Genomic DNA, 19,241 nt, shown 5'->3' with positions numbered 1-19,241 from the left:
AAGGTGGGAAACTATTTGAGTTTAAGAAAGCTTGGTTGGGATCAGTTTTACATTGGGAATTTTGAAGCTCTTAATAAACCAGGATGTTTTGCGGGGCGAGTTACTATGGAACATATGCATTTGTATCAAATCCAATCCGAAATGGGCGAATATGTCGCCGTAATCTCTGGTAAAATGCGTCATGAAGCCTATCGGAGAGAGGATTATCCGGCTGTAGGAGATTGGGTAGCATGGAGTCCGATGGACGGTGAGAAAAGAGGCGTTATTCATGCCGTACTTCCTCGCAAAAGCAAGTTTTCTCGTAAGGTGGCTGGCAATACGGTGGAAGAACAAATTGTCGCTACCAATGTTGATACCTTATTTCTGTTAAATTCTCTAAACCATGATTTCAATCCGCGACGTATGGAGCGTTATTTAATTCTAGCTTGGGAAAGCGGAGCTAATCCTGTGATTGTGTTAACGAAATCAGATCTCTGTACGGACATAGAGGATAAAATAAACCAAATGGCTGCTGTTGCACCAGGTGTACCTATTCTTACGATTAGCTCTTTATTGAATGAAGGTATGGAAGCACTAGATTCCTACCTCATAGCTGGGCAAACTATAGCTTTACTTGGCTCATCCGGAGTAGGGAAGTCAACACTAATTAATTTCTTGCTTGGTGAGGAGCTTCAGGAAGTGAAGGAAGTCAGGGGTGGCGATGATCGCGGAAAACATACAACTACGTTTCGTCAATTGTTCCTGCTGCCAAATGGGGCAATGATGATTGATACGCCAGGTATGCGTGAGCTTCAGCTCTGGCAAGGCAGCGAGGGGATTAAGGACCAATTCAATGAAATCGAGGAATTGGCAGCCCAATGCTACTTCAATGACTGTTCACATGGCCGAGAGCCGGAATGTGCAGTTCAGCTGGCTATACATCAGGGGACGTTGGAAATAGAAAGATATGAAAGCTACTTAAAGCTCCAGCGTGAATTGCGATATATGGCGACCAAAGAGAATGACAAACTCCGTTTCCAAGAAAAAGAACGTGTGAAAAGGCTGCATACTCAGCAAAAAAATCACAAATCGATGAGGTAGGTTTACTCGACGGCTGCCTTGCCATTTGTTTTTTCAATAGAAGACTTCATTTTTGTCTATTAGGCAGGAATGAGGTCTTTTTGCTATAATAAAGATGGAAAATAATTTAAGACTTTAAAGCGGAGATGAATTAATGAATCATTCACGAATATTGCTTAATTATTTTAAGTTAAATTGGCCGGTTTATAGCTTTGCGATTTTATTGATGATTATCTCTAATATAGATCAAGCCACGATACCCCTTATTTTAGGAAGATTTACAGATGATTTGCAAAAAGGCGATATCAGTCGCCATGCGATTATGAATTATAGTGTTCTGCTCTTGGTAGTTGGGATTTCGTATGGTTTGTTTTTTGGCTTTGGCCAGTTTTTGGTAGCACGCTTGGGGCGTAAGTTTGAATTTATGATTCGGCAACGGATCTTTCAGAAGTTTTCCGTTTTAAATGAACATTATTTCTCCAAGCAAGGGATGGGGAAGCTGCTAAGCTACGTGATGAATGATGTTACGGCGGTTCGAGAGTCTATCTCCCAAGGTGTGAATCAGACAACTAATGCGGTATTTTTAATTCTTTCCAGTATTGTGATGATGTTAATTAGTGCTATTCCTGTCTATTTGATAGCTATATGTATCTGTCCCATGGTAATTATTCCTTTTATTGTTGTTTATTTTGGTCCGCAGATTCGTTTGCGCTCTATGCAGGTTCAGGAATCACTTGCGACTATGACGGGCTCAGCTGAGGAACAGTTAAGTGGGATTAGAGTGACTAAGACCTTTGCCATTGAGGGATTAGCCCAAAAACGGTTTGATGAAACGGTCGATCAGATTCGCGATGCCCAGCTGCGTTTAGTGCGGATGTCATCTTTATTTCAAGCTATTTTGCCGTTTCTTGGTGCGTTTTCATTGATCTTTTCGATCGTTCTTGGTGGGTATCTGACCATCAAGCATAGTATCACATTAGGTGATTTTGTAGCATTAACGCTGTATCTTCGCTTGATTGTGAATCCCTTGCAGCAGCTGGGCAATGTGATTAATACAATGCAGCGCTCAAGAGCTTCATTAGAACGGATGAATAATCTGCTTGAGGAAGTTCCTGATATTCGCGAGGCTGCTAATGCTAAGAAGCTAGATACTGCAGGACATATCCAGATCCGTCAATTAAGCTTTAATTATCCGGGGTCCGATCGAGCTGTGCTTAATAACATTGATTTAAAAATCCGTTCAGGCACTACACTCGGAATCGTTGGTAAAACAGGCAGCGGCAAAACAACATTAGTAAAGCTGCTGCTAAGAGTTTATGAGTCTAATCGAGGCTCTATCCAATTCAATGGGGTAGATATACAGGATATTACCTTAGAGAGTCTTCGCTCGCGAATTGCTTATGTGCCTCAGGATGGTTTTTTATTCAGTACGACCATCCGTGACAACATCGCATTTAGTGATCGTGAGGCTAAGCTGGAGGATGTTGAAATAGCTGCACAACAAGCTTTTATTCATGAAAGCATTCTGCATTTTACCGATCATTTTGAGACTAAGCTTGGGGAACGTGGCGTTACCTTATCGGGTGGTCAAAAGCAGAGAACCAGCTTAGCACGCGGCCTTCTGAAGAAAGCGCCGATTCTAATTCTAGACGATAGTGTAAGTGCGGTCGATTCCCTGACAGAAGCAGCCATATTGAAAAGTCTGCGTAAGCTGCGCAAGAATAAAACAACGTTGATTATTTCACATCGGATTAGCGCAGTTAAGCATGCGGATGAGATCATTGTGATGAATGATGGCAAGATAGTGCAACGTGGCACGCATGAGCAATTATTATTGGAGCTTGATGGAGAGTATGCAAGCTTAAACCGGATTCAAGAGGAGGGATTGGAGATTGGCTAAAATCAATCGAACCGCATCTCTGAAAACGATGCTGTCTTATTCAAAACCCCATAAGCTGACCCTGCTGCTTATAGTTGGATGTACCTTTCTTGCCATTTCCGCAGACTTGCTTCAGCCCTATTTAATTAAAATTATCATTGATGATCATTTGGTCAAGCAATCTGGAAGCTTTGTTTTTCTAGTCTGGATGGCTGTATTTTATCTGGGGCTTTCTGCTGTGAATTTCTTATTTACCTATCTGCAGAATAATTTATTGCAATATGCAGGGCAGAGTATCGTAGCTCGTTTGCGTAAAGATTTGTTTGCACATATTTCACGGCTATCGATGTCCTTTTTTGATCGTTTTTCGATTGGAAGTCTAGTGACACATGTATCAAGTGATACAGAGATGATTAGCCAATTCTTTACCCAGGTTCTGTTAAGTTTAATTCGTGATGGGATGACTTTGCTGTTAATCTTGGTTCTAATGTTTCATTTGGATATTAAATTAGCGAGCTATTGTGTCATAATATTGCCTATTATCGCTGTAATTGCTGCCTTATTTCGCACCTATTTAAAACAAACCTATCAGTTATCGAGAAGCAGATTATCCAGACTCATAGGATTTATTGCTGAGAATTTGTCAGGAATGAGTTTGATTCAAGCATTCCATCAGGAGAAGGAGCAAATCAAACGTTTTTCGGAGTTTAACGAAAGCTACTGGCAAGCCAATTTGCGCGAAATTCGCTCGAATGTATTTTTTAATCGGACGTTTGAAATTCTCGGGAATATATCGTTGGTATTGATTGTTTGGTTAGGTGGGATGGCTGTATTTAATAATGAGATTGAGTTTGGGATCCTGTATGCTTTTATTACCTATATCCGGCAGTTTTTTCAACCGATAAACCAGATTACGATGCAATGGAATACTTTTCAGTCGACAACCGTATCTATGGAGCGGATTGAGACCATTTTTCAAACAAAGCCAGAGGTCGAGAATGCAGCAGTGAGTGCTTTGAAAGAAATCGATATAGATAAGGTCCAAGGGAAAGTCGAATTCCATGAAATTGAATTTGGTTATGAGACAGGATCCAATATATTTACACAATTGAATTTGCACATTCAAGCAGGCGAGATGGTTGGGATTGTAGGTACTACTGGAGCAGGGAAAAGCACCTTAATTGGTTTACTCAATCGTTTTTATGATGTAAAGGCGGGTGCAATTGAAATAGACAACACAGATATCCGCTTAATCCCGCAGCCTATTCTACATCGGATAGTGGGCTTGATTCAGCAGGAACCATTTCTATATTCGGGTTCGATTGTCGATAATGTCCGGTTATTTCGCGAGGATATTACACGGGAGCAAGTCATAGAGGCATGTAAATTTGTTTCGGCAGATCCAATGATCATGCGGCTGGCCAATCAATATGATACGGTCATTTCAGAAAGAGGAAACGGGTTATCTGCTGGTGAAAGGCAGTTGATTTCGTTTGCTAGAATCGTTATTTTTCAGCCTAAAATATTAATCTTGGACGAAGCTACGGCTAATCTGGATTCACATACCGAGCAGCTGGTACAAAACGCGCTGCAAGCCGTATCCGAAGGTAGAACAACCTTAATTATTGCACATCGGCTTTCTACCATTAAACATGCTGATCGCATACTAGTCATGCAGCATGGTGAGATTATAGAGCAAGGTACACACGACCAATTACTCGCACTTAAAGGCTATTATGAGCAGCTTTTTCATCATGCCCGGCACTCAGCATTTGTAGAAAATGATGCGATGCAGCAGACAGGGGCATCGAGCTTAAAGTAATAATTCCCACTTTGCGCGTAGGGATAGGCTCTTGCAGTTGAATTTCAAAAAGCGTCGACTGCTTGAGCTCTTCGCTGATAAAGTTTTTAACCACACAAGAAACACCTAAGCCAATTCGTGCGAATTGAGCCATAAGATCAAGGCTGCCCAGCTCAATTTCAGGTTGTATCGTAATTCCATAGCCTTGAGTAAATTGATCGATAAATCTCCGAATACTGCTGCCTCTCTCTAATAAAATTAAAGGATGCTTGCTTAGCTCATGTAATGAGATGACTTGAGAAGCGAGCTCCTTATATTTATCCCCAACTACAAAACAGTCCTGCAGCTCTAGAGTTTCTAGAATCCGCAGCTGGCTTTCTTCAATGGGTAGATTTACAATCCCTAAATCTATTTTACCCTCTTTCAATAGTTGAATAGTTTCACGCGAGGTGCGATTGGTAACTTGAATTTTTATCTGCGGATAGCTTTGGTGGAATACTTCCAGATAGGGCAGTAAATAATATTTACTAAGCGTATCTCCTGCACCAATCCGAATTTCACCGCGCTGCAGCTGGTGCATTTCGGCAATTTGCTGCTCTGCTTTTGTCAGGAAGCCATATGCCTGCTCAATGAATTTGAATAAAACCTCACCCTCAGCTGTTAAAGTAACCCCTTTAGCATTGCGATAAAACACCTTGCCCCCAAGCGAGCCTTCAAGCTGCTTAATTGCATAACTCACTGCAGGTTGTGTAATGTAGAGCTCTTCGGCTGCTTTCGACAGACTGCCCTTAACCGCAACCCAATAAAATACACGATACCATTCCAAATTAGCAATCATTATATAAACCACCTTTATGTCTAACATAAAATATATGAATTATATTTATATTAATGTCCTCATTATAATTGGAAATAGATAGTGGTTTCAAGACCCTGTCTAAGCTACAGCTATTATTAGGAGGCGGTTTGTATGGGAGTTACAGCTATTGTAGGAGCAAATTGGGGAGATGAAGGCAAAGGCAAGGTAACGGATGTTCTGGCTGGTAAAGCTAAATATGTAGTACGTTATCAAGGAGGCAGCAATGCCGGGCACACGATTATTAATGAGTATGGCAAGTTTGCGCTGCGATTATTGCCATCCGGTGTATTCCATTCTGGTGTCATTAATGTGATTGGACCTGGAGTAGCTCTCGATATGTCGGCTTTTATTCGGGAACGAGAGGCACTGATTGCTCGTGGGGTTCCAGAACCGATTATACAAATTTCGGATCGGGCACAGGTGGTGATGCCTTATCATAAATTATTCGATGAGCTTGAAGAGGAAAGGCTGGGAGCAAGGGCTTTTGGATCTACAAAAACAGGGATAGCTCCATTCTATGCTGACAAATATCTAAAGCTTGGCATTCAGGTAGCGGATTTGTTTGATGTTGATCGTTTAACTTCACGTCTTGAAGCTTCTTTGGAGGCGAAGAATATCCTTTTGCAGCATCTTTACAGGCAAGCTCCGATTGAAGTCAGCTCACTGCTGCCACAGCTATTGCAAGATGCCGAGCAGATAAAGCCATTCGTATGCAACACTACGCTAATACTTCACGCAGCTTTGGGAAGAGATGAGACTATATTGGTTGAAGGACAACTTGGCGCATTAAGAGATCCCGATCATGGGATCTATCCATATTCCACATCATCCTCGACATTAGCTGCTTTTGCTGCGGTAGGAGCAGGGCTGCCTCCGTATGCAATCACAAAAATAGTAGCTGTGGTTAAAGCTTACTCAAGCTGTGTTGGTGCAGGTCCATTTGTTTCAGAGATTGCTGGGAGTGAAGCTGATGAACTAAGAAAGCGTGGTGGGGATGCTGGAGAATACGGTGTTAATACTGGGCGTCCACGACGTATGGGCTGGTTTGATGCCGTTGCAGCTCGCTATGGGTGTATGCTGCAAGGTGCAACTGAAGTGGTGCTAACTAATCTGGATGTGTTGGGTTATTTGGCTAAAGTCCCGGTATGTACGGGGTATATTTCAGATGGTTCAATCATTCGCGAATTTCCTGCATCGGCAAATCTTGACCGCGTGAAGCCTGTGATAGAATATCTTCCCGGCTGGTTAAGTGACATTTCGGCTATTCGTGAATTTGACAAACTCCCTAGGGAAGCGCAAAACTATGTACTCTTTGTGGAGCAACAAATTGGTGTTCGTATTACTTCCGTATCTATTGGTCCTAATCGAGAGCAGATGATAGGTAGGTAAAGAAATAATTACTAACAGCAACTTACCTCCTGATTTTATCAAAGTGGACAATCCCGACTATATTACTGAGAAAAAAACGTTGACACATTTGGGCGGCAATGATAATATACTAAACAGAAAGCACAGTAATCTTATCGGGATTAAAAAACACCAACCTGTGACTGCGAGAGGGGAAAATAACATGTCATCTTTACAAAAAGCGACTGCTGGAGCATCAAAATTCAAAAAATGGACGGTATTAACACTAACGGGGATTCTGGCGCTAAGCTTAGCAGCATGCGGCGGTAAATCAGATGACACAGCAAGCTCTGCAAGTCCAGCAAGCACTGCAAAGGCAGATTTAAAGCCAGTCAAATTATTGAATGTATCCTATGATCCTACACGTGAACTATATACTAATTATAATAAGGCTTTTGAAAAATACTGGTTAGAAAAAACAGGGCAAGAGGTTACTATTGATCAGTCCCATGGTGGATCAGGTAAACAAGCAAGAGCAGTTGCGGATGGCCAAGAAGCCGATGTTGTAACTTTAGCTCTTTCGTATGATATTGATTCAATTCAGAAGGTTGGCTTCATTAAAGAAGGCTGGGAGAAGAAATTCGAACAGAACAGCACACCTTATACATCAACTATCGTATTCTTGGTTCGCAAAGGCAATAGTAAAGGGATTAAAGACTGGGATGATTTAGTTAAACCAGGTGTTTCCGTGATCACTCCGAACCCAAAAACTTCAGGTGGTGCGCGTTGGAACTTTGTTGCCGCTTGGGGTTATGCACTGCAAAAGAATAACAATGATGCAGCTGCAGCTAAAGATTTTGTAACAAAATTATTCAAAAACGTTCCGGTATTGGACAGTGGTGCACGGGATTCAACAAACACGTTTGTACAAAAAGGGCTTGGCGATGTATTGATCTCATGGGAGAATGAAGCATACCTTGCGATTAAAGAATTTGGTCCTGACAAGTATGAAATCGTAACTCCATCCATCAGTGTATTAGCCGAACCACCAGTAGCGATTGTCGACAGAACAGTCGATAAGAAGGGCACTAGAACAGTAGCCGAAGCGTACCTGCAATACTTGTACTCTGAAGAAGGCCAAACGATTGCTGCTGAGAATTTCTATCGCCCTCGTTTAGAATCAGTAGCTACTAAGTTTGCTGATAAATTTGCTAAGATCAACCTATTTACAATTAATGATCTTGGTTTTGGCGGCTGGCAGAACGTACAGAAAACATATTTTGCAGATAAAGCCATATTTGATCAAATCTATGCTCCAAGTAAATAAAAAATCATTTAAGCAAGAGGTGATGTGCATTTACAGCACATCACCTCTCTGCTGATTTTATTCCTTGCTATAAGGTAGGGTTATCCATTAAACTCATCTTAATGCTTAATAATGAACGGAGTGTATTTAATGCATAAAGGGTTTAAACAACGCAGCATTCTACCAGGTTTTGGATTATCCATGGGTTTCGCAATTACATACTTAAGTTTAATTGTATTGATCCCCCTATCAGCCGTTTTGTTTAAAACAATGGGTATGACCTGGGGTGATTTCTGGGCAACAGTAACAGACGATCGTGTAGTAGCATCGTATAAGCTAAGTTTTGGAACCTCATTGGCTGGTGCATTAATTAATGCGGTTTTTGGCTTCATTGTTGCTTGGGTTTTAGTTCGTTATACATTCCCAGGTAAGCGAATCATCGATGCATTGGTAGATTTGCCTTTTGCCTTGCCAACAGCAGTTGCAGGGATTGCACTGACTCAAATCTATTCGGAACATGGCTGGATTGGAAGCCTTGTAGCACCATTTAAGATAGCGTATACCCCATTAGGGATCACTATTGCGCTAACCTTTATTGGACTACCTTTTGTAGTACGTACTATTCAGCCAATCTTACAGGAATTAGATAAAGAAGTTGAAGAAGCAGCTGTGAGCTTAGGAGCCCGTCGTTGGAAAACGTTTATCCGCGTGATCTTCCCAGAAGTGCTTCCAGCTTTAATAACAGGAACTGCTATTGCATTTGCCCGTGGACTAGGCGAATATGGGTCTGTTGTTTTCATTGCCGGCAATATGCCTTACAAAACGGAAATTACACCTTTGCTTATTATGACCAAATTGGAGCAATATGATTACGCTGGAGCTACTGCAATTGCTTTAATGATGTTAATTTTCTCTTTTACGATGTTATTCATAGTCAATTTCCTCCAATGGCGGACCAGTAAACGGATCTCTTCCGTCTAATGAAAGGATGATAATAAGTGAAAAGCCATGTTACTGAAACACCGCTAGTTAAGTGGATTTTAATTAGTATTGCCTTATTATTTCTTGGATTTCTGCTGGTGCTGCCACTAATAACGGTGTTTGTTCAAGCTTTCAGTAAAGGGTTTTCTGTTTACATTGCTGCGATTAAAGAGCCGGATGCCTTATCAGCCATTAAGCTAACCTTAACGACTGCGGCTTTTGCTGTACCGTTAAATTTGATTTTTGGCCTTGCAGCAGGTTGGGCAATTACGAAGTTTAAATTTAAAGGCAGAAATTTTTTGCTAACCTTGATTGATCTTCCATTCGCGGTATCTCCGGTTATTGCGGGATTGATTTTCGTACTGATTTTTGGTGCTAGAGGCTGGTTTGGTCCTTATTTATTCGATCATGATATCAAAATATTGTTCGCAACACCGGGTATTGTTATTGCAACCGTTTTTATAACCTTCCCGTTTGTAGCTAGGGAGTTAATCCCATTGATGCAATCACAAGGGACTTTGGAAGAAGAAGCCGCTGCTACCCTGGGAGCTAAAGGCTGGAGAATTTTCTGGAAAGTAACTTTGCCGAATATCAAGTGGGGACTGCTATATGGAGTGATTCTCTGTAATGCGAGAGCGATGGGTGAGTTTGGAGCCGTATCTGTTGTATCTGGACATATTCGTGGTGAAACCAATACAATTCCCTTGCATGTGCAAATATTATTCAATGAATACCAGTTTGCGGCATCATTTGCCGTTGCTTCACTTTTGGTTTTACTAGCCGTTGTGACGATCATTGTGAAAAGCTTTATTGAGTGGAAATACGAACAAGACCAAAAAGTGAGCGAGGTAAACTAAGATGCATATTACTGTGAATAACTTGAATAAATCCTTCGGCAGCTTTCAAGCTTCTAAGAATATAAGTTTTGAGATTGAAAAAGGTAAATTAATTGGATTATTAGGGCCAAGCGGCGGCGGTAAAACAACAATTCTGCGCATGTTGGCTGGACTTGAAGAACCGGATACAGGAGATATTATTTTTCACGGAGCTAAGGTTAATCATTTACCTCCTCAGGAGCGTGGGATTGGCTTTGTTTTTCAGAACTACGCTTTATTCAAGCATATGTCTGTATTCGATAATATTGCTTTTGGATTAACGGTGAAGAAGAAAACAAAGCAGGAAATTAAAACTCGTGTAACGGAGCTTATTGAGCTAACAGGCCTGAAGAGCTTAGAGTCTAGATTGCCTCATCAGCTATCAGGTGGTCAACGGCAGCGTGTGGCTTTCGCTCGCGCACTGGCTCCTGAACCTCAACTGTTGCTCCTAGATGAGCCTTTTGCTGCGATTGATGCTAAGGTACGTAAGGAACTTAGAACCTGGCTGAAGGAAATGATTGATCGCGTAGGGATTACAACCATATTCGTTACCCATGATCAAGAGGAAGCCGTTGAGGTAGCCGATGAGATCATGATTATTAATCAAGGGGCTTTAGAGCAAAAGGGTACACCCATCGAAATCTATAAAAATCCACAAACTCCGTTTGTAGCAGGTTTTGTTGGGGAGTCGACGCATTTGGACCACATTAATGAGCTTAAAGGCTTTGGAGCTAGCTTTGCTGACGCTAAAGCCATTGTTCGCCCGGAATTTGTCGAAGTTGGCAGTGAAAGTGAGATCTCGTTCCTTTCTGCAGCAGAAAAAGGCACGGTACGTAACGTCTTTTTCCGCGGGACGAATTGGCAGGTTGATGTTGAAGTCAAAGGCCACCGCTTATTCGCTTATCGTTCCATGGAACAGGCGATCCTTCATCCAGGTGATGTGGTATACGTATTGATTCACCGGATTTATCTATTCAATAATGAGCAAACCCTTACCGTTGAAAACTCACTAAAAACGGATCCAATGCCTGTGCATATTTAAAAAAATGTTATTCGTACCATCTCATTGGTATTGTTGTCAACTTTAATGGGCATAAAAAATAAGTTGACGGCAATTTCAGGGGGTGGTATATTATTGAATATTAAACCAAGTAAACCTATATGAATTAAAAGTAATATTAAAATTTTGAGGAGGAGCTTCCATGGAACATTATATTCATATTCCAACGGAACATGGGGAGCTGTCTACTGTTATTCACTATCCTACAGGCAACCACCATGAGGAAAGCAAGCAACAAAGTCGTTGGCCTTTAATTATTATATGTCATGGATTTATCGGTAATAAAATTGGCACGGATCGTTTGTTCGTCAAAGCTGCACGTAAGTTTAATGCTAATGGTTTTATGGTGCTCCGTTTTGATTATGCTGGATGTGGCGAGAGTACAGGAGACTACGGTGCTGGCGGTTTAGAGGCTTTAGTCGAGCAAACACGCAGAGTGATTGATTATGTATTCGATATGGATTGTGTAGATCCCAGTCGGATTATCTTGTTGGGTCACAGTCTTGGTGGTGCAGCAGCCATCTTGGCATCAGCTAGAGACAGTCGAGTTAAGACGCTTGTTCTATGGTCATCGGTAGCTCAGCCGTTAAATGATATTGTACACATTGTTGGCGAGAGTAAGTATGAGGCAGCCATTCGTAATGGAAGTGTTGATTATCTAGGCTATTCGCTAACCAGAAAGTTTTTTGAATCTTTATCGAAGCAGCATCCATTTCAGCATACAAGCAAATTTACCGGTGATGTCTTCCTAGTTCATGGAACATCAGATGATGTGATACCTGTTGATTATTGTTTTCAATATCAGAGGATGTTCTGGCTGCGGTCAACTGGCCAATGTGATAAAGAAGTGATTTTACAAGCAGATCATACTTATTCTACAACGGAGAGTACGGATCAGCTATTGAATAAAACTAATGAGTGGCTATTAACCACTGAAAAGCGCAAAAAAGAATGGAATGATTGGACGATTTAAGGGGGATGTCACATGGGGAAATCGTTAGAAATTGATGAGCTATGGTCTAAGCGGATTAGCCAAAGCTTGAATGGGTTAGAGTATGGCGCCGTGCAAATCATTGTACATGATGGTCGAATAGTGCAAATTGAACGCACGGAACGCAGTCGGTTTGATCAGGAAGCACGTGTTCAACAACAGGAAGCAACACAAACCAAACCAGTAAAAGCAACAGGAAAAAGATATCCCTAGTCCTGACTCCTTTTCAACAAAGGCATATAAGTCTACCGGTCAACTGGAGACTTCCGTACAACGCTATTAAGGCGGTGTTCTGAAGTCTCTTTCTTTTTCCAGAAAATAAAATACGTTTATTCAGAGGAGTGTTAATATGGCTAAGCTAGTGATTATATCAGGAAGTCCTTCAGCTAAATCGAGATTAAATGGTGTTTTGGATTACGCGTATGAAGCTTTAAAAATCCATGGACATCAATTGGATCTTATCTATGTGCGTGATTTGCCAGCAGAGGATTTACTCCATGCTCGGTTTGACAGTCCATCCATTATTGAAGCGCAAAGGCTTGTAGAACAAGCGGATGCCATACTCATAGCAACTCCAATTTATAAAGCCTCTTATACTGGGATTTTAAAAGCATTTCTTGATTTGCTGCCACAAAAAGGGCTGCAACGCAAAACAATTCTTCCGATAGCTATCGGAGGTACAATCTCACATTTATTAGCTATTGATTATGCCATTAAACCACTGCTTTCCGTACTGGGTGCAAGGGACATTTTAGGTGGAGTTTACGTGCTGGATACCCAGGTTACCTGGACAGAAAGCGGCAGTGCGTTGTTATCAGAAGAAATCACATCTCGCTTAGATGCTGCTATTCAAGAATTTTCAGAAGAGGCCATTTGGCAAGAACAAAATAAATTAATTTCAAAAGGGGTCTAGTAATCATGAAAAGAAATAAGAAATTTACAGTATTAACAGTGTTGGCATTAAGTTTAACAATTGCCTTAACGGGCTGTGGGAAAAAGGAAGAAACTGCAGCGTCAGCAGTACCAGCAAGCGTAGCACCAGCTGGCACAGCTGCCGCAATAGCAGCACCAACAGCAGCGCCAACTGAAGATAAAGATAAGGTTTTACGGATTGGTTATCAGAAATACGGTACAGTTAATTTTCTAAAAGCACAAGGGAAATTGGATAAAACTTTAGCAGATAAAGGAGTTAAGGTGGAGTGGATAGAGTTTCCAGGTGGTCCTCAATTGTTAGAAGCGTTGAATGTAGGCAGTATTGATTTTGGACACACAGGCGAAGCGCCACCCATATTTGCACAAGCAGCTGGTGCGCCTTTAGTTTATCTTGCACACGAACCAGCTAGTCCAGAAAGTGAAGCTATTATCATTCCTAAAGACTCTCCAATTAAAACAGTTGCTGATTTAAAAGGTAAAAAGGTTGTTTTGAATAAAGGCTCAAACGTGCATTATTTATTAGTTAAACAACTTGAGGCTGCTGGATTGAAGTATACCGATGTTGAAACCATTTTCTTAAAGCCTGGTGATGCGAGAATTGCTTTTGAACAAGGCAAAGCAGATGCATGGGTTATCTGGGATCCGTTCTTTGCAGCAGCACAAACGGCAACAGGTGCCAAAATTTTAGCAGATGGCAAGGATTCTGTTTCTAACACTGAATTTTACTTGGCAACCCGCAATTATGCTCAGAATAACCCGAACACGATTAAGGTTGTTTTAGATGAATTAACAGCTGTAGATGCATGGGCCAAAGATAACCAGGGTGAGCTTGCTAAGCAATTAGCTCCACTATTAGGAATTGATATCCCATCACTTGAGCTGGCTTCAAAAAGACGCAATTATGGTGTATTACCTATTGATGATGAAATCATAGCCCAACAACAAAAAATAGCTGATGCTTTTCTGGCTGTTGAATTAATCCCTAAAGCAATTGTAGTTAAGGATGCCGTTTTACCGAAATCTCAATAACTCAACAATGAGAATTGATTCGTACAAAAGGAGAATGCAAATATGGAAGTCTTTTGGTTTATTCCTACACATGGAGATGGCCGTTATCTGGGAACCAGTTATGGGGCGCGAGCAGTCACTTATTCTTATGTCAAACAAATTGCCCAAGCAGCAGATGAATTAGGCTTCAGCGGGGTGCTTCTTCCAACCGGCAGATCATGCGAGGATGCTTGGGTCACAGCATCTACATTGATTCCAGCAACTAAAAAATTGAAATTTCTTGTTGCAGTTAGACCCGGTTTAATGTCTCCGACCGTTGCAGCGAGAATGGCAGCAACCTTCGATCGTTTATCCAATGGCAGATTATTAGTTAATGTTGTCACAGGTGGTGATCCTGTTGAACAAGCTGGAGATGGTTTGTTTCTAGATCACGACGAGCGCTATGAACTGACGGATGAGTTTCTAACTATTTGGCGCCAAGCTTTGCAGGGAGAAGAAGTGGATTATGAAGGGGATTACTTGCAGGTCAAAGGTGCGAAAATCTTCTATCCACCTGTGCAAGCTCCTTATCCACCTTTATACTTTGGCGGATCTTCACCGAAAGCACAAGAAATTGCTGTAGATCATGTAGATGTTTACTTGACTTGGGGAGAACCTCCGGCTCAGGTAGCAGAGAAAATTGATATTGTCCGCAAGCTCGCTGCTGCAAAAGGCAGAACCGTACGTTTTGGTATCCGATTGCACGTGATTGTACGTGAGACGAATGAAGAAGCTTGGGCGGCAGCAGAGCAATTGATTCAATATGTCGATGATGAAACGATTGCTGGTGCCCAGAAAGTCTTTGCACGTATGGATTCAGAAGGGCAAAAACGGATGTCGCAGCTGCATGGCGGAGATCGTTCAAACTTAGAGATTAGCCCTAATTTATGGGCAGGCGTTGGATTGGTTCGCGGAGGTGCAGGCACTGCACTTGTAGGGGATCCTGAAACGGTCGCTGCTAGAATGAAAGAGTACACGGATATTGGGATTGAAACCTTTATTTTCTCGGGCTACCCACATTTAGAAGAAGCTTATCGAGTAGCGGAGCTATTATTCCCGCTATTGCCTTTAACTAAGCCGGCAGAGGATCCCTCGGAGCCCTCAAAAACTTCCTTTCTAAGTCCTTTTGGCGAAATGGTAGGTAATGAACAAGTGCCGCCTAAGAAACAAAAGGAAGTGAGTCACCTTGCACATCAGAACAAGTAAATCACGTTGGGATCCTTTGATCCCTTGGTTGCTTCCTTTTTTAGTGGTAGTTGTTTGGCAATTGCTTGGTGATTTTGGCCTCATATCTAAACGTATTTTGCCTACACCTTTGGCAGTGGTGGAAGCGGCTATTCTATTAACTAAAAAAGGTTTGCTGCTGCAATATATTGGAGTTAGCACATGGCGTGCTTTACAAGGTTTCCTGATTGGTGGCAGTATTGGATTTATTTTTGGCTTGATGAATGGCGTATTTCGCTCTGCTGAGAAGCTTACGGATACCTCCGTACAGATGCTGCGGACTATTCCGCATCTTTCTTTAATACCTTTAGTCATAGCATGGTTTGGTGTTGGTGAGGAGGGTAAATTGTTTCTGGTTGCACTGGGAGTAATGTTCCCGATTTATTTAAATACCTTTCACGGGATTCGTTCAATTGATCCGGGATTGATCGAAATGGGACGTGTATATGGCTTAAAGGGACCCAGTTTATTCTGGCAGATTATCATTCCAGGGGCGTTGCCTTCTATTCTTGTAGGGATTCGTTTTGCCCTTGGCATAATGTGGCTTTCGTTAATTGTAGCTGAAACAATCTCATCTGATGCAGGAATTGGCTATATGTCGATGAATGCACGAGAGTTCTTTCAAATGGATGTTATGGTGCTGGGAATTGTTATTTACTCACTGCTTGGTAAGCTTTCTGATGAAATGGCAAAGTGGATGGAACGAAGATGGCTGCAATGGCACCCGAATTTTAAAAAGTAATGGAGCTGGTAACGATGACGAAACACCAAGGCGGGTCACATTTAATCGTAAAAGAAGTTAATAAAAGCTTTGGAAGCACCGTAGTATTGAATGGAGTAAATCTCGATATCCTTCCGGGTGAATTCGTTGCTATTGTTGGTAGAAGTGGCTGCGGAAAAAGTACTTTACTGCGATTGGTAGCTGGATTGGAAAAGTCGACTGATGGACAAATCTATGTAGATAACGGCACAATCCATGGTATACACGAAGATACAAGAGTATTATTCCAGGATGCAAGGCTGCTTCCTTGGAAAAAGGCGATTGCTAATGTGCAAATTGGTGTGAAGTCAGGTGATAAAGCTCAAGCAGAGCAAGCACTGGATCAGGTCGGTTTATTGAATCGTGCAGATGAATGGCCCTCTGTATTATCAGGTGGACAACGTCAACGAGTTGCCTTGGCAAGAGCATTAGCTGGAGAGCCGCGCCTGCTTTTGTTGGACGAACCATTAGGTGCATTAGATGCTTTAACGCGGATAGAAATGCAACAGCTGATTGAGAGACTGTGGCTGGAGCAAGGCTTTACCGTATTATTGGTCACGCATGATGTAAGTGAAGCCGTTGCTTTGGCAGATCGCGTTGTACTTATTGAAGAAGGTGTAATTGCTTTGGATGTGCGAATAACCTTGTCAAGACCAAGAGAACGAGATGCTGGATTTGCTCACTTCGAGAAGCTGATTCTTGATCGGGTTTTGGAAATTCCAACTGAGTCGGAAGCAGCAAATAAGAAAAAAGATTATTCTTTTACTATCTGATTAAGCAATGCTTACGAAACCAGTTTTTTAACAAAAAAACTCTTGGGAGGAATTTATTATGGCAAAGGTTGTACAGAACATTACTGAATTGATCGGACAAACACCCTTGGTAAGGTTGAACAATATCGTACCTGAGGACAGCGCAGAAATTTACTTGAAGCTGGAATTTTTTAATCCAGGCAGCAGCGTGAAGGATCGGATTGCAATTAGTATTGTAGAGGTTGCAGAAAAAGAAGGCAGGCTTAAACCAGGAGATACGATACTGGAAGCAACCAGTGGCAATACAGGCATTGGTTTGGCGCTAGTAGCTTCTGCAAAAGGATATAAGGTGATTATTGTAATGCCGGAAACCATGAGCTTAGAGCGTCGTAATTTACTACGCGCATACGGTGCGGAGCTTGTATTAACACCTGGTGTTGAAGGGATGAAGGGAGCGATTCGCAAGGCGGAGGAAATTGCTGCCGAGAACCCTGAATATTATGTGGCGCGGCAGTTTGATAATCAAGCTAATGTGAAGATTCATCGTGAAACCACAGGTCCTGAAATTGTGGAAGCTATTGAATCCTTAGATGGCAAACTGGATGCTTTTATCTCTGGAGTTGGTACAGGCGGGACAATCACTGGTGCAGGTGAAGTATTAAAGCAGCGTTTTCCGGATATTCGTATTATCGCTTTGGAGCCAGAAAATTCACCTGTATTATCGGGCGGAAAACCTGGTCCCCATAAAATTCAAGGAATTGGCGCAGGCTTCGTTCCATCTATTCTCAACACCGAAATCTATGATGAAATCATTCTAGTAAGCAATGATGATGCTTTTGCAACTGCACGCCGCGCGGCTAAAGAAGCTGCAATCTTAGGTGGAATATCGTCTGGAGCAGCCATATTCGCGGCACTGAAGGTAGCTAAAGAATTAGGCAAAGGTAAACGAGTAGTAGCTGTTATTGCCAGCAGCGGGGAAAGATATTTAAGTACTCCGCTTTATCAGTTTGAGGAAGAAGTCACCTGAGCTAAATTGATAAACATATGAGAATATTTAAGGAGCGGACGAAGGTTAATTTCGTACTGCTCCTTATTTTTATAGAAAATCTTGACTGTTTAGGGATATAAATTTATTCATATTGTTTTAATCGGAATAATAAGATATGATTTTCCTATATTCTTTTACTCGGAAGGTGAAGAACAATGAGAGAAATTCCAATGACTTATATTAAATCCAATCAAGTAGGAATTGTTTTGTTTGTCCTATTAGCTACATTTCTGAAGCTGCCCCAGCTGTTGGTTTTATTATGGTTAATTCAGGTTGTTGGACTCGTTTTTGGCTATAACTTGTTTGTGCGGCTAGCCAAACCATTCCTGAATGTGAAAGGCTCTGAGACACAGGCAGCTGAATTGCAACGTTTTAACAATGTACTTGCTATTCTTTTTATCACCTTGGCGGTTTTAGCTTTTACTTTGAAGTTAACGATGGTTGGTTATGTATTTTCATTTATGCTATTTTTAGCTGCGCTTGCAGCTATTTGTGGTTATTGCATAGGATGCACAGTTTATTATCAGTATAAGCAATATATAGCAAGGCACAGAAGCACATAAACAGATTTATTCTGCAAAGAAGATGATTCTGCTGTTGCTTATCTTGAGGTGAGGAGCATAGCATGTTTGATAAAGCTAGAATTCGGTGGATATTCTTTGATATTGGGGAAACCTTGGTAGATGAAACAAAGCCAATTAGAGATATTTTGGAGCAATTTATCCAAGCATCGCACCAATTGGGCTATAGCTTCCAGTTACAAGAAGTTGAGCAAGCCATGATGTATTATCATAGTCAATTGTGTGAGCACCCGATGAGAGAAGTAATGAGTCAGCTTGTTCCTTCTGAGAAACATAGAGCTGAGATTCGTCAATATATGAAGTACAAAAAGGATTTAGAAGAACCATTTCCTGAAGCGAGAGAAGTACTTCAGCAATTAACAGGATTATTTCAGATGGGTATTATTGCTAATCAGAATGCAGGCACTGTTGAGAGGCTTAAACGCTATGGCTTGCTTGAGTATTTTTCGATTGTCTGTTCTTCAGCGGAGGACGGAATTACGAAACCCGATCCGCAGTTTTTTGAGCTAGCTTTAGAGCGAGCTAAATGTGATGCGCAACATGCAGTTATGATTGGAGATAGGCTGGATAATGATATTCATCCGGCTAAACGTTTAGGGATGCAAGCCATTTGGATAAAACAAGGCTTAGCTAGGGAACAGAAAATTATGGATCCCTTAACTGCACCGGATCTAGTGATTCATGGACTTAAAGAGCTTGTAGGGATATTAAAAGGATAGTTTAAAATGGCTTTGTCTT

Annotated in this window: 19 protein-coding genes; 18 read left to right on the top strand and 1 reads right to left on the bottom strand. The window is 41.5% G+C overall.

Annotation, left to right across the window (positions count from 1 at the left end; genetic code table 11):
• The first annotated feature begins 15 nt into the window (after window positions 1–15).
• The 3 genes from rsgA (at window position 16) to EHS13_RS25705 (ending at window position 4,760) form a co-directional block, all read left to right on the top strand.
• Window positions 16–1,080: a ribosome small subunit-dependent GTPase A gene (rsgA, locus tag EHS13_RS25715; RefSeq protein WP_155703123.1), complete on the top strand. Its 1,065-nt coding sequence runs from the start codon at window positions 16–18 to the stop codon at window positions 1,078–1,080.
• A gap of 133 nt (window positions 1,081–1,213) precedes the next feature.
• The gene (locus EHS13_RS25710) at window positions 1,214–2,959 is read left to right on the top strand and encodes an ABC transporter ATP-binding protein (protein ID WP_155703122.1); all 1,746 of its coding nucleotides are present in this window, start codon (window positions 1,214–1,216) and stop codon (window positions 2,957–2,959) included.
• A gap of 28 nt (window positions 2,960–2,987) precedes the next feature.
• Window positions 2,988–4,760, top strand: a complete 1,773-nt coding sequence (locus EHS13_RS25705; RefSeq protein WP_155705506.1) for an ABC transporter ATP-binding protein — start codon at window positions 2,988–2,990, stop codon at window positions 4,758–4,760.
• Here the strand turns inward: EHS13_RS25705 and EHS13_RS25700 are convergent.
• Complete coding sequence (locus EHS13_RS25700) at window positions 4,663–5,577, bottom strand: LysR family transcriptional regulator (RefSeq protein ID WP_155703121.1); 915 nt, start codon at window positions 5,575–5,577, stop codon at window positions 4,663–4,665. The genes EHS13_RS25705 and EHS13_RS25700 overlap by 98 nt on opposite strands.
• A gap of 132 nt (window positions 5,578–5,709) precedes the next feature.
• Between EHS13_RS25700 and EHS13_RS25695 the strand changes: the two genes are divergently transcribed.
• The 15 genes from EHS13_RS25695 to EHS13_RS25625 all read left to right on the top strand — a co-directional run bounded on the left by EHS13_RS25695 (window position 5,710) and on the right by EHS13_RS25625 (window position 19,222).
• Window positions 5,710–6,987 (top strand): adenylosuccinate synthase, encoded by a 1,278-nt coding sequence (locus EHS13_RS25695; protein ID WP_155703120.1) that lies wholly within the window; start codon window positions 5,710–5,712, stop codon window positions 6,985–6,987.
• A 181-nt stretch (window positions 6,988–7,168) separates the two neighbouring features.
• Window positions 7,169–8,272, top strand: coding sequence for a sulfate ABC transporter substrate-binding protein (locus EHS13_RS25690; protein ID WP_155703119.1), 1,104 nt, complete (start codon window positions 7,169–7,171; stop codon window positions 8,270–8,272).
• A gap of 129 nt (window positions 8,273–8,401) precedes the next feature.
• Window positions 8,402–9,232, top strand: a complete 831-nt coding sequence (gene cysT, locus EHS13_RS25685) for a sulfate ABC transporter permease subunit CysT (RefSeq protein ID WP_155703118.1) — start codon at window positions 8,402–8,404, stop codon at window positions 9,230–9,232.
• Between the two features lie 17 nt (window positions 9,233–9,249).
• Window positions 9,250–10,089 carry a sulfate ABC transporter permease subunit CysW gene (gene cysW / locus EHS13_RS25680; RefSeq protein ID WP_155703117.1) on the top strand — a complete coding sequence of 280 codons (840 nt, stop codon included), beginning with the start codon at window positions 9,250–9,252 and terminating at the stop codon, window positions 10,087–10,089.
• A 1-nt stretch (window position 10,090) separates the two neighbouring features.
• The gene (locus EHS13_RS25675; RefSeq protein ID WP_155703116.1) at window positions 10,091–11,149 is read left to right on the top strand and encodes a sulfate/molybdate ABC transporter ATP-binding protein; all 1,059 of its coding nucleotides are present in this window, start codon (window positions 10,091–10,093) and stop codon (window positions 11,147–11,149) included.
• A gap of 160 nt (window positions 11,150–11,309) precedes the next feature.
• Window positions 11,310–12,140: an alpha/beta hydrolase family protein gene (locus tag EHS13_RS25670; protein ID WP_155703115.1), complete on the top strand. Its 831-nt coding sequence runs from the start codon at window positions 11,310–11,312 to the stop codon at window positions 12,138–12,140.
• Window positions 12,141–12,152: 12 nt separating this feature from the next.
• A complete protein-coding gene (locus EHS13_RS25665) occupies window positions 12,153–12,371 on the top strand; it encodes a YezD family protein (RefSeq protein ID WP_155703114.1) in 219 nt (72 codons plus the stop codon).
• A gap of 136 nt (window positions 12,372–12,507) precedes the next feature.
• Window positions 12,508–13,071, top strand: coding sequence for an NADPH-dependent FMN reductase (ssuE, locus tag EHS13_RS25660; protein ID WP_155703113.1), 564 nt, complete (start codon window positions 12,508–12,510; stop codon window positions 13,069–13,071).
• A 5-nt stretch (window positions 13,072–13,076) separates the two neighbouring features.
• Window positions 13,077–14,120, top strand: coding sequence for a sulfonate ABC transporter substrate-binding protein (locus EHS13_RS25655; RefSeq protein ID WP_155703112.1), 1,044 nt, complete (start codon window positions 13,077–13,079; stop codon window positions 14,118–14,120).
• 42 nt (window positions 14,121–14,162) lie between these two features.
• Window positions 14,163–15,344, top strand: coding sequence for an FMNH2-dependent alkanesulfonate monooxygenase (gene ssuD / locus EHS13_RS25650; protein ID WP_155703111.1), 1,182 nt, complete (start codon window positions 14,163–14,165; stop codon window positions 15,342–15,344).
• Window positions 15,325–16,104 carry an ABC transporter permease subunit gene (locus tag EHS13_RS25645; protein WP_155703110.1) on the top strand — a complete coding sequence of 260 codons (780 nt, stop codon included), beginning with the start codon at window positions 15,325–15,327 and terminating at the stop codon, window positions 16,102–16,104. Before ssuD ends, EHS13_RS25645 begins: the two co-directional genes overlap by 20 nt.
• A 14-nt stretch (window positions 16,105–16,118) precedes the next feature.
• Window positions 16,119–16,895 (top strand): ATP-binding cassette domain-containing protein, encoded by a 777-nt coding sequence (locus EHS13_RS25640; protein ID WP_155703109.1) that lies wholly within the window; start codon window positions 16,119–16,121, stop codon window positions 16,893–16,895.
• Between the two features lie 58 nt (window positions 16,896–16,953).
• Entirely contained in the window at window positions 16,954–17,901 is a 948-nt protein-coding gene (gene cysK / locus EHS13_RS25635; protein WP_155703108.1) for a cysteine synthase A, read from the top strand.
• 176 nt (window positions 17,902–18,077) lie between these two features.
• Window positions 18,078–18,485 carry a DUF4395 domain-containing protein gene (locus EHS13_RS25630; RefSeq protein ID WP_155703107.1) on the top strand — a complete coding sequence of 136 codons (408 nt, stop codon included), beginning with the start codon at window positions 18,078–18,080 and terminating at the stop codon, window positions 18,483–18,485.
• A gap of 62 nt (window positions 18,486–18,547) precedes the next feature.
• Window positions 18,548–19,222 (top strand): HAD family hydrolase, encoded by a 675-nt coding sequence (locus EHS13_RS25625; protein ID WP_155703106.1) that lies wholly within the window; start codon window positions 18,548–18,550, stop codon window positions 19,220–19,222.
• Window positions 19,223–19,241 lie beyond the last annotated feature (19 nt).

Source organism: Paenibacillus psychroresistens, assembly GCF_009728935.1.
Classification (GTDB): Bacteria; Bacillota; Bacilli; order Paenibacillales; family NBRC-103111; genus Paenibacillus_AC; species Paenibacillus_AC psychroresistens.
The sequence above is the reverse complement of the archived record's forward strand: the minus strand, read 5'-3'. Positions and strand labels throughout refer to the sequence as shown.

Bases quoted from the DNA above. Each gene is read 5' to 3' on its own strand.
- EHS13_RS25710 (WP_155703122.1), top strand. From the start codon at position 1,214: ATGAATCATTCACGAATATTGCTTAATTATTTTAAGTTAAATTGGCCG.
- EHS13_RS25705 (WP_155705506.1), top strand. From the start codon at position 2,988: ATGCTGTCTTATTCAAAACCCCATAAGCTGACCCTGCTGCTTATAGTT.
- EHS13_RS25700 (WP_155703121.1), bottom strand. From the start codon at position 5,577: ATGATTGCTAATTTGGAATGGTATCGTGTATTTTATTGGGTTGCGGTT.
- EHS13_RS25695 (WP_155703120.1), top strand. From the start codon at position 5,710: ATGGGAGTTACAGCTATTGTAGGAGCAAATTGGGGAGATGAAGGCAAA.
- EHS13_RS25690 (WP_155703119.1), top strand. From the start codon at position 7,169: ATGTCATCTTTACAAAAAGCGACTGCTGGAGCATCAAAATTCAAAAAA.
- cysT (WP_155703118.1), top strand. From the start codon at position 8,402: ATGCATAAAGGGTTTAAACAACGCAGCATTCTACCAGGTTTTGGATTA.
- EHS13_RS25675 (WP_155703116.1), top strand. From the start codon at position 10,091: ATGCATATTACTGTGAATAACTTGAATAAATCCTTCGGCAGCTTTCAA.
- EHS13_RS25670 (WP_155703115.1), top strand. From the start codon at position 11,310: ATGGAACATTATATTCATATTCCAACGGAACATGGGGAGCTGTCTACT.
- EHS13_RS25665 (WP_155703114.1), top strand. From the start codon at position 12,153: ATGGGGAAATCGTTAGAAATTGATGAGCTATGGTCTAAGCGGATTAGC.
- ssuE (WP_155703113.1), top strand. From the start codon at position 12,508: ATGGCTAAGCTAGTGATTATATCAGGAAGTCCTTCAGCTAAATCGAGA.
- EHS13_RS25655 (WP_155703112.1), top strand. From the start codon at position 13,077: ATGAAAAGAAATAAGAAATTTACAGTATTAACAGTGTTGGCATTAAGT.
- ssuD (WP_155703111.1), top strand. From the start codon at position 14,163: ATGGAAGTCTTTTGGTTTATTCCTACACATGGAGATGGCCGTTATCTG.
- EHS13_RS25640 (WP_155703109.1), top strand. From the start codon at position 16,119: ATGACGAAACACCAAGGCGGGTCACATTTAATCGTAAAAGAAGTTAAT.
- cysK (WP_155703108.1), top strand. From the start codon at position 16,954: ATGGCAAAGGTTGTACAGAACATTACTGAATTGATCGGACAAACACCC.
- EHS13_RS25630 (WP_155703107.1), top strand. From the start codon at position 18,078: ATGAGAGAAATTCCAATGACTTATATTAAATCCAATCAAGTAGGAATT.
- EHS13_RS25625 (WP_155703106.1), top strand. From the start codon at position 18,548: ATGTTTGATAAAGCTAGAATTCGGTGGATATTCTTTGATATTGGGGAA.